Below are 11,652 nucleotides of genomic sequence, written 5' to 3'. Positions count from 1 at the left end.
TAAATGGAGGGACTTGGATGTCAAATGATTGGTGTTCGCATTATTGATGGCGCGTCGGGCAGACCTGTCCCGGGCGTGCTGGTGCGGCTGCACAGCCGCGATGATCGAGGCTGGGCACCATTGATGTCCGGGTTCACGGCAAATGACGGCCGACTGCCGGCGCTGGAGGAGCTTCAGGTGAAGCGCGGCGCCCATCAGCTCACGTTCGATCCCTCCAGTTACTTCGCCGGCCTCGGGACTGTCGCGGAATACCGCGACTTCTCGGTGTCCATCCAGGTACGCGAGATCGAGCTCGACCTGCGGATGGCCGTATACCTCAACGCTGCGGGTTTCGCCGTCTACGGAGAACGTGCATAACGCGCCGGCGGGAGCGGGCTGAGTGGGTCATCAGTGGATGGTGTGCGTGGTCTGGCGCCGCCGGCGGGATGGCGCGGTGTCTGCGCCGCATGGTTGCCCCTGGGCCCGACGGTGCTGGATCAGCGTCGACCGGGGCGTTTTCCGCGCGCTGACCCGCCGTCCCGGTTGCGAGGGAGAGCGGCGGCGGCGACCCCGAGAAAAGCTTGGCGGCCGCGAGCCCTCGGCCTCGCGGGACTTCGCCGCCCCACTCACGATCGCCGAGCGAGCCCCGGCGTGACGCGCCCACCGTCGTCTGCTCGCTCGGAACTGCGCGCGCCATCGGGTGCACGTTGACGCCACGCCCGTCGGGCTGGTACGGCCCGCATGACCCGTCGAATCACCGTATCGTACGTTCACCTGCGCCTGGCCAACACGTCATCTCATAGACGCTCTGAAACATCGGCGATCCCGAATCTCGCCTGGTGCCCGCCTGCATGCTTCGCTACCATGTAAAACGTTCTCCTATGCGGGGCGTCAAACGATCATCCGGCCGGCTCCGGGGGGTGCCGTTGGGCTGGCGATGTGTCGTTGTCGACGGGGAGGAAGCTTGTCGACGGGGAGGAAATTTGCAGGTTTTCCGCATACTTGGACCTTTGCACGTTGTGAACGCCAGCATCACCGCCTCCCGGCAGCAGACAGTGCTCGCCATGCTGCTACTGGAGGCCAATAATGTGGTCCCGCTCGGCCGGCTTATCGAGGCGGTATGGGAGGAATCGCCGCCATCGACAGCCAAAAGTCAGATCCAGATCTGTATATCGGCGGTACGACGTGCGCTCCGAGGCACCGGTCTCGACGATCGGATCGTCACCAACCCGGCCGGCTACCAGATCAGAATCGCCGAGGGTGAGCTGGACCTGCACATCTTCAACGACCTTCTGAGCGAAGCCCGCACGGCGCTGCGGGAGCAACGGCTTGAAGATGCCGCGTCGGGTTTTCGGCAGGCCCTGGCGCTGTACCGCGGGGCTCCGCTCAGCGGCGTGGACAGCCGGCTGGTCGAGGCGGCGGCCACCCGGATCGCCGAGCGACGGCTCGCCGTCGTCGAGGACTGCCTCGAACTGGAGCTGCACCTCGGCCGGCATCGCGAGACCATTGACGAACTGATGGCGCTCGTCACCGAGCACCCGCTGCGGGAACGGCTGTGGCAACAGCTGATCACCGCGCTCTACCGGGCCGGCCGGCAGGCGGAGGCGCTGGCGGCATACCGGTCGGCGCGGCAGGCCTCGATCGACGACCTCGGGTTGGAGCCGAGTGAGCCGCTCCGGCTGTTGGAGCGGGCCATCCTCAACGGAGACCTCGAGCCCGGCCCGGCAGTGGAGCAGGAATGGCCGAATCCGATCGAGCCGGCGCCCCCGGTGCCCCGAATGGCTCCGGCCGACATACCTGACTTCACCGGGTACGGGGAGCTCGTGACCGAGTTGGGCGACTTCTTGCGCTATGGCAGCGGCCATTCCGACCACGACTCCGTGCCGGTCCTGACCATCACCGGCCGCGGCGGCGCGGGAAAGACGACCCTCGCCGTGCACCTGGCCCACGAGTTGGCCGGCGAATTCTCGGACGGGCTGCTGTTCACCCGGTTGGGCCCGGAGCGGTCACACAGCGGCGGTGTTTCCCAGATCCTCGACGGTTTTCTCCGCGCGCTCGGCATGCCCGGGTCCTCGATACCGGAGGGGCTGGAGGCGCGCGCGGCGACCTTTCGAAGCCAGATCGCCGCGTCCCGGGTGCTGATCGTCCTGGACGACGTCGTCGACGAGCGACAGGTCTACCCCCTCCTTCCGGGCAGCCCCAGCTGCGGTGTGATCGTGACCAGCCGGCGCCGCCTGGCTGGCATCCCCGGCTCCCGGCTCGTCGAGGTGAGTGCACTCGAACAGCGCGACGCCGTCGAACTGCTGACCCGGATGGTCGGCTCCGAACGGGCCTCCGCCGAACCGCGCGAGGCCCTGCGCCTGGTCGAGCTGTGCGGTCGGTTGCCGCTGGCGCTGCGGATCGCGGCCGCGAGGCTGATCGCCCGTCCACACTGGCGGATGGCGCAGCTGACCGAGCGGCTTGAGGACGAGGGCCGGCGTCTGGACGAGCTGGCGCACGGCGGCCTGGATGTGCGAACCAACATCGCTATCAGCTACGAGGGCCTCGACGAGCAGGCGCAACGGCTGTTACGGCGGCTCGGCCTGCTCGAGACCCACGACTTCCCGAGCTGGACCGCGGCGCCGTTGCTCGACATCGACGTGGCCACCGCGTCCGACACGCTCGACGCGCTGGTGGACGCGCAGCTGCTGGAGGTCGTGGGTGGATTCGGCGTCGACACCCGCTACCGGCTGCACGACCTGGTTCGGGTCTACGCCCGTGAGCGGCTCGCGGCCGAGGAGACCGCACCGGTCCGGCTGGAGGCCGCTCGGCGTCTCCTCGGTGCGTGGCTGTTCCTCGCCGACGAGGCGCACCGCATCCTCTACGGCGGCGACTACACCGTGATCCACAGCAGGGCGGAGCGTTGGAGTCTGCCACGACACCTCGTCCACGACCTCCTGCGCGATCCGCTGATGTGGTTCGAGAACGAACGAGCCGCCGCGGTGGCCGCGGTGGGTCAGGCATCCCAGGCCGGTGCTCCCGACTACTGCTGGGACCTGGCGATCACCATGGTGGCGCTCTTCGAGACCGGCAGCTACCTCGACGACTGGCGAGCGACGCACGAAATCGCCCTGCTCACCGCGCGGCAGGCTGACGACCGACTCGGCACTGCCGCGATGCTGTACTCGCTGGGCGCGGTGGACATCGTCGAGCAGCGCTTCGACGACGCGCGCGCCCGGCTGACCCAGGCGCTTGAGGTGTTTGACGAGATCGGCGAGGCGCGCGGCCGCGCCCTCGCCCTGCGGCACCTGGCCTTCCTCGACCGGGTGCACGGTGACCTCGATCAAGCGTGGGCGCGCTACAGCGAGGCACTTGCCGCGTTGCATCCGCTCGGGGACGCGGCGGGCACCGCGCACATCCTCAGCGGCATGGCGCGCATCAAGCTGGAATGGAGCGAGCGCGGCTCCGCCGCCGAGCTGCTGGCTGAGGCGCTGCGGAAGGTGACCGAGGTCAACAGCACCCGTGTCCAGGCGATGGTGCTGCATCGGCTGGGTGAACTGCACTTCGAGGACGGCGACCTGACCCGGGCCGAGGAAGAGCTGACCAAGGCCCTGAAGCTGGTACGCGGCGGCCACGACCGGGCAGGCGAGGCGCACGTGCTGCACGGGCTCGGTCTCGTGAAACTGCGGCAACACCAGCATCACCAGGCGGCGGTGACACTGAACCACGGGTACGCGATCGCCCGCCGAAACGGCGACCGGCTCGCCACCGCGCGATTCTGCCTGGCGCTCGCGCGGGTGCACCGGGCTCGACGGGACTACTCCTCCGCACTGGAGTGGGCCTCCCAGGCGCTCGGGATCTTCGACCAGTTCCACGCACTGCTGGGTCGCCTGGAGGCCGACGAGCTACTCGGGCAGATTCGCGACGAGGCGGCCGGCCGGCACGACGTGCGCGAACAAGCTGTTCTTCCGCCCGCTGTCTGAGGTAGCGCCAGTCCGTCGCAACGGTAGGCGTGCGGGCCCGTTGAGTGCTGGTCGAGCCGCGTGCAGAGTACCCGGCCGACAGTACGTTCATCCCACCGGAGAGTGGGCTCAGCCGTCGCAGCATTGACGCGGCGGTGCGATAAGGCTCCGCGTAGCCGAGGTCCAACCCACTTTCGACAGGGATTGGAGGTTCCCGTGTCGCAATCCAGCAGATTCCGACGAGCCTTGGTGACCGGCGGTGGAGGATTTCTCGGCTCGTACGTCTGCGAGCAGCTCCTCTCCGCCGGCGTGGAGGTGATTGGCGTCGACAATTTCTCCACCGGGCACCGTAGCTATATCGAGCACCTGATGAGCCGACCGGGTTTCACGCTCGTGGAGGCGGATGTCTCCGAGGAATTCGACACGCCGGGATCGGTCGACCTGGTGATGCACCTGGCGTCACCGGCGTCGATTCCCGAATTCTATCGGCTGCCGATCGAGACCATGCTCGTCGGTAGCTACGGCACCCACAACGCGCTGCGCATCGCCCACCGATGCGGAGCCCGCTTCGTGCTGGCCTCCACCTCGGAGGTGTACGGCGACCCGCTGAAGCATCCGCAGGACGAAGAGTACTGGGGCAACGTCAACCCGATCGGCGCGCGATCCGTCTACGACGAGGCGAAGCGGTTCGCCGAGGCATTCACCACTGCCTACGGCAAGAAGCACGACGTGAGCGTGGGTATCGCGCGCATCTTCAACAGCTACGGCCCGCGGATGCGCCCGGACGGTCGGGTGATCTCCGGCTTCATCGCCCAGGCCCTCGACGGCGTCCCCCTGACGATCCACGGCGACGGCAACCAGACGCGTTCGCCCTGCTACGCCGAGGACACCGCGCGAGGCCTGTTGGCGATCGCGGAGAGCGACTACGGGCAACCGGTGAACATCGGCAACGTCCACGAGGTCACCATCCGTGACCTGGCTCAGATGATCCTCGAGGTGACGGGCAGCCGGTCACCGCTGAAGTTCATCGAGGCCGACGAGGACGACCCTCGGCAGCGCTGCCCCGACATCACTCGAGCCGAGCGGGAACTGGGCTGGCGGCCACAGGTCGCCCTCAAAGAAGGCCTACGGCGGACGGCAGCGGCCGCCAGCAAACCATCAGCGGACTGGAATTAGGAGGCACAGTGCTTACGATCTCCGTGCTGGGCTGCGGGTATCTCGGTGTCACACACGCCGCCGGTATGGCCGAGTTGGGGCACCAGGTCATCGGGATTGACATCGACCCGGAAAAGATCGCCGCGCTGGCGGACGGCCGAGTGCCGTTCTTCGAGCCTGGGCTGGACGAGCTGATCACCCGCAATCTCGCCGAGGGGCGTCTGCGGTTCAGCACCGCGTACGAGGACGCCGCGAGCGCCGACGTGCACTTCATCTGCGTGGGCACGCCGCAGCGCAGTGACACCAGCGCAGCCGACCTCAGCCACCTGCACGCGGCCATCGAGGGTCTGGCACCGTCGCTGGCGGACGGGTGCCTGGTCGTCGGCAAGTCCACAGTGCCGGTCGGCACCGCGGCTCACCTGGCCGAGATGCTCCGCGTTCTGGCGCCCGACCGCGAGAAGGTGGCGGTCGCCTGGAACCCGGAGTTCCTGCGCGAGGGTACGGCGGTGGCCGACACCCTGCGCCCGGACCGCCTCGTGCTCGGCGTGGCCGACACGTCCGCCGAGGCGGTGCTCCGCGAGGTCTACGCGCCGCTGATCGAGGCGGGCGTCCCGGTGGTGGTGGCCGATCTGCCCACCGCCGAAGTCATCAAGACCGCCGCCAACTCCTTCATGGCCACGAAGATCTCCTTCATCAACGCGATCGCCGAGTTCTGCGACGCGAGCGGCGCCGACGTCACAGTCGTCGCCGAAGCGCTCGGACGCGACCCGCGTATCGGCGAGCAGTTCCTCAAGGCCGGCCTCGGCTTCGGCGGCGGCTGCATCTCGAAGGACATCCGGGCCTTCCGGGCCCGCGCCCACGACCTCGGCGTCGGCCACGCCCTGGCCTTCCTGGCCGAGGTCGACGCGGTGAACCTGCGGTGCCGCGACCGGGTGGTGGAGTTGCTCCGCAAGCAGTGCGGCGGCGGGTTCAGCGGACGGCGGGTGGCGGTGCTCGGCGCCGCCTTCAAGCCCAACACCGACGACATCCGCGACTCGCCCGCGCTGTACGTGGCTGAGCTGATCAGCCGTGAGGGCGGTGTCGCCGCTGTCTACGACCCGCGGGCGATGGGGAACGCGCGGCGTGCCTTCCCCCACCTGACCTACACCACCAGCCCGCTCGACGCGGCCCGCGGCGCCGACGCGGTGGCCCTGTTGACCGACTGGCAGGAGTTCGCCACCCTCGACCCACGGGTGCTGGGCAAGGAGGTCAAGAGCCGCAACATCGTGGACGGGCGGCACCTGCTCAACGCCGAGGAGTGGCAGCAGGCCGGGTGGCAGTACGTCGCGCCTGGCCGCCCCGCACTGCAGAACTGACGGTGCCGCGTCACGGACGTGCCTGACGGCGTCGAGTTGCTGAACCAGGAACCCGTCGCCGTCGGCATGTCCCACCGCGCCATTGGCGCGGACGCCGTTGTTCCGAGTCATCGTGGTAGCCGCCGGTGGCTACCACGATGCGTCAGTATGCGAGCATCGGCCAATCTCAGGCTCCGGCAGCGGTGCAGCTCGCCCTTTTTCCGTTCCGCGGAGGCGTATGACCGGCGCGCTTTTCGAGTAGCGCAACGGGTTGACGTGGAGGACGCCCGAACATATAGCTTTCCCGCCATGAGGACTGTGGAATTGGGGCGTACGGGTGAGCAGGTCAGTCAGATTGCTCTCGGGTGCATGCTGATGGGAACGCTCACCGACGAGGCGTCGTCGGTGGAGATGCTGGACCGTTATCTCGATGCCGGGGGCAATTTCGTCGACACCGCCAACTGCTATGCGTGGTGGCCGTCACCGGGCAACACCGGTGGCGAGAGTGAGGAGTTGATAGGCCGCTGGCTCGCCCGCGGCGGTCGACGCGACAAGGTCTTTCTCGCCACCAAGTGCGGTGCGCGGTTGGCCGATCCGGAAGAGGCGCGTGGCAAGACGTGGGAAGAGGTCCAGGCCCGTTTCGAGGGTGCCGGCGCCGACACCGTACGCCGGGGCATCGACGACAGCCTGCGGCGGCTCGGCACCGACCACGTCGACCTGTTCTACGTGCACGTCGACGACCGGTCGACGCCGCTGGAGGAGACGCTGGCCGCCCTGGCGGAGATCGTCAGCGCCGGCAAGGCGCGGTACATCGGCTGGAGCAACGTGCGCACCTGGCGACTGGAACGCATCCGGCAGCTCTGTGACCGCCATGGTTGGCCCGCGCCGGTAGCGGTGCAGCAACAACACAGCTACCTCCGTCGCCGCGCCGGGCTCGACCACAAGTCCATCGTCGACGACGAGCAGCTCGACTACCTGCGGACGCACGACGACCTGACGTTGGTCGCGTACTCGCCGATCCTCAAGGGGGTCTACGACGATCCGGCGAAGCGGCGAAACCACGACATCATGGATCCGTACCAGGGCCCGGATGCCGAGGCGCGCCTCACGGCTCTCACCGCGCTCGCCGCCGAGCTGGGGGTCAAGCCCAACCAGTTGGTGCTCGCGTGGCTGATGCACCAGACGTCGCCGAGCATCGTGCCGCTGATCGGGCCGCGCACCCTCGACCAGTACGCGGCTGCCATGTCGGCGATCGACGTCAAGCTCGACGCGGCACACGTCGAGCGGCTCGACACCGCCGGCGCCCATGCCGCGTGATCGGGGCAGTGGCGTAGGCGTCCGCTCACCGCACTGGTCATGTGCCGATCGCCTGCGCCGCCCGCTGCGGTCCGACCGGATGACGGCGGGGGTCTCGCCGCCGTCACCGGCCCCGGGCCGAGCCGCAGCATAACCTCCTTCGACGGTTTAGGTGGTAGCCTTGTCGGCATGCCACTCGACGTGTGTCAGCTGCCGTTGGTCGGCGGGCACCCTGTGCTCGATCTGGTCAACACACTCGAGCGAGGGGGCGAGTCGCCGCACGACTTCCTGTCCGACAGCTCCGCCTTGCTGCGCTGGTCGGGTCGGGTGGGCCTGATCAGCGACGCGGAGGCTGACCAGGTTGCTCAGGCGTGGCGCGACGAGCCCGCGGCGGCGCACGCCGGGTTGACCGCCGTGCGAGACATCCGCGAAGGGCTGCACCTCGTGCTGCTTGCGGCGATCATCGACCCGGACGGTGGTACGCCGGGTGACCCCATCGCGGCCGGTGCCGCACTCGTCGCCCTGCACCAGCGCTGGTCCGGCGCGGCCGCCCGAGCGCGATTCGTGCTCGAACCGTCACGGGTGCGGCTGGCGTACGGCACGGTGCCGGCCATGTTGGTGCCCGACCGGATCGCCGAGGCCGCCTTCGACGTCATGCTGACAGCCGACCTGACCCGGGTGCGCCGCTGCCCGGTGCTCGAAGGTGGCTGTGGCTGGCTGTTCCTCGATCAGAGCCGCAACGGTTCCCGCCGCTGGTGCCGGATGGCCGACTGCGGCAACGCGGTGAAGGCGCGACGGCTCACCGAGCGTCGCCGCGCCGCCCGACCCCCACGCTCGTAGGCTGGCGGCCTGCTGCACCGGGCGCCCCGGTGGATGTCAGGCCGACACGCCATCCTCGACAGACCGTCGCGAGCCCCCACGGAGAAGCGGCTCGTGATGACTCCACAGCCACTGCAGATACTGCTGCAGCTCCTCAAGCGTCGCGATCCACCCCTGGTCCGCGTACGTCAGCATGCGCTTCACCTCCCCGGGCACGAGGTCGTAGGCGGTGGCTCCGGTTTCCGGGACCAGCCGGTCCGGGGGCACCGCCACCGGCACCGGAATGATGGGAAGGCGAACGCCTGACTCGGTGAACGCTTTGAGGAGCGTGAGGTAGGCGCGGGGCAGGTGGTAGGGAGAGACGGCGAGCGCCAGGCTCGTGATGCCGTGGGCCTTGACCTGGTTGACGATCCACGCGGCCTGGAGGGCGGTGTTGGGAGCCGGCTCGGCCTGGACGTGAACTCCACCGACGCGACGGAGGCCGAGGCTGCGCAGGTAACCGAGTGTGATGTCGACGTAGGTCTTCTCGGTCGGGTTGCCGTTGGCCACCAGGAGGTAGCGGAGATCGAGGTTCGTCTCCCAGCTGCGGATCGCGTGGGTGAAGCGCCATTCCTCGCCCTGGCCACTGGCGATGACGAGCGCATCGACGTGATCGGCGGCTGACGGCGGGAGAGCCAGAATCATCGTGAGGGCTTTCGTCACGGCCAGGAACTGGCCGGCCGTGAAGCCCGCGAGGTCGTCTTCCCTTGCGATCCGAGGAGTCGTGCTGCTCGGGCTCATCAAATCCCTCGGCCTCATCCTGTAGTTCGAACCATGGACTCTACTCGGTATTGAGTAGATCCATTTCAACACGTAGGTGGTGCTGGCCGCCGACATCCGCACTGGCCGCGTCGAACCCGCACCCAGCGGGGTGAGCGGACACGGGGCGGGGAACGGTCATCGTCGGCACCGCCACAGGCGGGCACCGCAGCCGACCGCCCCCGGTGGCGAGGTCAGGGTTCGCGTGCTCAGGATGTGGTGCTGGGCTGGGCAAACAGGGGCCCGGGCGAGGTGGGTGAACGTCTGCCACTCCCTGCCACCCCAGGTGACCCCCCAGGTCGCTAGACTTGGCCCTCGCGCCCCCGTAGCTCAGGGGATAGAGCATCGGTTTCCTAAACCGTGTGTCGCAGGTTCGAATCCTGCCGGGGGCACCAGGCGAAACGTAGATCCTCTTGGTGAGCTTGTCGGCGCTCGCCGGGTGGCGCAGCGTGGGCGAGCGCCGTCAGAGTGGGTCGAGGCGGCTACGGAGCAGGCAGAACTCGTTGCCCTCCGGATCGGCGAGCACGTGCCACGACGCATCGGCCGGCTGACCGATGTCGACGGGTACGGCCCCGACGGCCAGGAGGCGCTCAAGCTCGGCGGCCTGGTCCCGGTCGGTGGGGTTGACGTCGATGTGCAGCCGGGCGTGCCCGCTCTTCGGATCGTCGTTGCGGATGAGGAAGATCGTCGGCTGCGGGCCGCCGAACCCTTCGCGCGGGCCTATCTCGATGTAGACGCCCTCTTCGCGATCGAGTTCGACGAAGTCCAGGACCTCGGACCAGAACCGCGCCAGCACGTCGAGGTCGCGGCACTTGAGCACGATCTCACCGATACGGCATGCCATTGACGACACCTACTCTCAGCATGGGAGTTGCCGGGGCGGCCGCACGAGGATCTCACGGGCTCCCTGCAGTACGAACAAGATCGCGATCGTACCGGCTGAGGTGGGCGGGCTCGAACTGGTTCCGGGGCTTCGCCTGGCCGGGTGGCCAGGCGCGGGCCCAGGTCGAATCCTGCCGGGGCAGGTCCTCTCGATCAGAGCGTCGGCAGTTGTTCGGCTCGGGTGATCACGTGGTCGATGAGGCCGTACTCCCGGGCCTGCTGGGCGGTGAACCAACGGTCCCGGTCCCAGTCGCGCTGGATCTCGTCGAGCGTGCGTCCACTGTGCTGGGAGATCAGCTCCTGCATCGTCCGCTTCACGTGCAGCATGTTCTCCGCCTGGATGGTGATGTCCGAGGCGGTTCCGCCCATCCCGCCGGACGGCTGGTGCATCATGATCCGCGAGTGCGGCAGCGCGTACCGCTTGCCGGCCGCGCCCGCACAGAGCAGGAACTGCCCCATCGACCCGGCGAACCCGAGCGCCAGCGTCGCCACGTCGTTGCGGACGTAGCGCATCGTGTCGTAGACCGCCATTCCCGCGCTCACCGAACCGCCCGGCGAGTTGATGTAGAGGTAGATGTCCCGGTCGGCGTCCTCGGCGGCGAGCAGCAGGATCTGCGCGCAGATCTGGTTGGCCGACTCCTCCGTCACCTCGGTGCCGAGGAAGACGATCCGCTCCCGCAGCAGCCGCTCGAACACGTGATCACCAAAGGTCGGTTGCCCACCATCCAGCATCTGTACGCCGTACCTCATCATGTGCCGTCGCCTCCCACGGTGCCGGCGGGCGGTGGTGACCGCCCGGTGGACCGGCCCCTTCAGCGTGCGCACGACGGCGGTGGCTGACCCAGTCATTCTGCCGGCGGCAGATCCGCCGACGGCAGAACCCGCGCGGCCTACGCGGCGGTCAGCTGCCGCAGGCCCAGCCGGGTCCGCGCGTCGTCGGCCAGGGCGGGGGTACGCGGACCGGGGCGGAAGCCACCAGCGGACGCTTTTTCGGGAACGCTGAGGGTCGGATCGCTCGCCATCGGCTCGCGGTGCAGGACGAACCCACTGACACGGGGACCCACCAGCAGGGTGGCGTTGCCGATCTCCCGCCGGGTCGCATCGACCCGTTCCAGGTGGGTGAGCGCGGCGCGCGGCGCGGCCGGGAGGCGGGGCTCGACTCGGCGCATGTCGTCGCGGGCCTCGCCGAGCAGGTCGGCGAGGCTGATGCCGAGCGCTCGGCAGATCGCCGCCAGCACCTCCGACGAGGCCTCTTTGCGGCCCCGCTCGACCTCTGAGAGGTAGGGCACTGAGACGTCGGCCGACGCGGCCACCTCGCGCAGCGTGCGGCCCTGACGCTGGCGGTGGCGGCGCAACACCCCACCGATCACTCGTCGCAGTAACGACATGCGGGCCTCACTCTCGCGGTCGTCGTCCGGGAACACCCCCATCATGCCCGCTGCCGGACC

General features: G+C 68.7%; 10 protein-coding genes and 1 tRNA gene. 7 read left to right on the top strand and 4 right to left on the bottom strand.

The genetic code is table 11. The annotated features are described in order from the left end of the window. Positions 1-24: 24 nt before the first annotated feature. The 6 genes from IF22_RS0105945 to IF22_RS33635 all read left to right on the top strand — a co-directional run bounded on the left by IF22_RS0105945 (position 25) and on the right by IF22_RS33635 (position 8,545). Positions 25-357 (top strand): hydroxyisourate hydrolase, encoded by a 333-nt coding sequence (locus tag IF22_RS0105945; protein WP_167337272.1) that lies wholly within the window; start codon positions 25-27, stop codon positions 355-357. A gap of 641 nt (positions 358-998) precedes the next feature. Further along, the gene (locus tag IF22_RS0105940; RefSeq protein ID WP_051708202.1) at positions 999-3,941 is read left to right on the top strand and encodes an AfsR/SARP family transcriptional regulator; all 2,943 of its coding nucleotides are present in this window, start codon (positions 999-1,001) and stop codon (positions 3,939-3,941) included. Between the two features lie 195 nt (positions 3,942-4,136). Then, positions 4,137-5,096: a GDP-mannose 4,6-dehydratase gene (locus IF22_RS0105935; RefSeq protein ID WP_030329290.1), complete on the top strand. Its 960-nt coding sequence runs from the start codon at positions 4,137-4,139 to the stop codon at positions 5,094-5,096. Positions 5,097-5,104: 8 nt separating this feature from the next. Next, complete coding sequence (locus tag IF22_RS0105930) at positions 5,105-6,430, top strand: UDP-glucose dehydrogenase family protein (protein ID WP_209444497.1); 1,326 nt, start codon at positions 5,105-5,107, stop codon at positions 6,428-6,430. A 255-nt stretch (positions 6,431-6,685) separates the two neighbouring features. After that, positions 6,686-7,726, top strand: a complete 1,041-nt coding sequence (locus IF22_RS0105925; RefSeq protein WP_245233537.1) for an aldo/keto reductase — start codon at positions 6,686-6,688, stop codon at positions 7,724-7,726. Positions 7,727-7,894: 168 nt separating this feature from the next. Continuing rightward, positions 7,895-8,545, top strand: a complete 651-nt coding sequence (locus tag IF22_RS33635) for a CGNR zinc finger domain-containing protein (protein ID WP_051708201.1) — start codon at positions 7,895-7,897, stop codon at positions 8,543-8,545. Positions 8,546-8,581: 36 nt separating this feature from the next. On the opposite strand, the gene IF22_RS0105915 is transcribed toward IF22_RS33635, so the two are convergent. After that, positions 8,582-9,304 (bottom strand): YdcF family protein, encoded by a 723-nt coding sequence (locus IF22_RS0105915; protein WP_051708200.1) that lies wholly within the window; start codon positions 9,302-9,304, stop codon positions 8,582-8,584. 337 nt (positions 9,305-9,641) lie between these two features. On the opposite strand from IF22_RS0105915, the gene IF22_RS0105910 reads away from it, so the two are divergent. Beyond that, a tRNA-Arg gene (locus IF22_RS0105910) sits at positions 9,642-9,717 on the top strand. Between the two features lie 68 nt (positions 9,718-9,785). Here the strand turns inward: IF22_RS0105910 and IF22_RS0105905 are convergent. The 3 genes from IF22_RS0105905 to IF22_RS36395 all read right to left on the bottom strand — a co-directional run bounded on the left by IF22_RS0105905 (position 9,786) and on the right by IF22_RS36395 (position 11,592). Then, the gene (locus IF22_RS0105905; RefSeq protein ID WP_030329280.1) at positions 9,786-10,166 is read right to left on the bottom strand and encodes a VOC family protein; all 381 of its coding nucleotides are present in this window, start codon (positions 10,164-10,166) and stop codon (positions 9,786-9,788) included. A gap of 191 nt (positions 10,167-10,357) precedes the next feature. Then, positions 10,358-10,957 (bottom strand): ClpP family protease, encoded by a 600-nt coding sequence (locus IF22_RS0105900; protein ID WP_030329277.1) that lies wholly within the window; start codon positions 10,955-10,957, stop codon positions 10,358-10,360. Between the two features lie 137 nt (positions 10,958-11,094). Beyond that, a complete protein-coding gene (locus IF22_RS36395; protein WP_030329275.1) occupies positions 11,095-11,592 on the bottom strand; it encodes a helix-turn-helix domain-containing protein in 498 nt (165 codons plus the stop codon). Between the last annotated feature and the right edge of the window lie 60 nt (positions 11,593-11,652).

The organism is Micromonospora parva, assembly GCF_000718515.1.
GTDB lineage: Bacteria > Actinomycetota > Actinomycetes > Mycobacteriales > Micromonosporaceae > Micromonospora > Micromonospora parva.
The sequence above is the reverse complement of the archived record's forward strand: the minus strand, read 5'-3'. Positions and strand labels throughout refer to the sequence as shown.

What these genes read in the sequence shown, in the direction of transcription:
- IF22_RS0105945 (WP_167337272.1), top strand. Translation starts at nt 25, where the DNA reads ATGATTGGTGTTCGCATTATTGATGGCGCGTCGGGCAGACCTGTCCCG.
- IF22_RS33635 (WP_051708201.1), top strand. Translation starts at nt 7,895, where the DNA reads ATGCCACTCGACGTGTGTCAGCTGCCGTTGGTCGGCGGGCACCCTGTG.
- IF22_RS0105915 (WP_051708200.1), bottom strand. Translation starts at nt 9,304, where the DNA reads ATGAGCCCGAGCAGCACGACTCCTCGGATCGCAAGGGAAGACGACCTC.
- IF22_RS0105905 (WP_030329280.1), bottom strand. Translation starts at nt 10,166, where the DNA reads ATGGCATGCCGTATCGGTGAGATCGTGCTCAAGTGCCGCGACCTCGAC.
- IF22_RS0105900 (WP_030329277.1), bottom strand. Translation starts at nt 10,957, where the DNA reads ATGATGAGGTACGGCGTACAGATGCTGGATGGTGGGCAACCGACCTTT.
- IF22_RS36395 (WP_030329275.1), bottom strand. Translation starts at nt 11,592, where the DNA reads ATGTCGTTACTGCGACGAGTGATCGGTGGGGTGTTGCGCCGCCACCGC.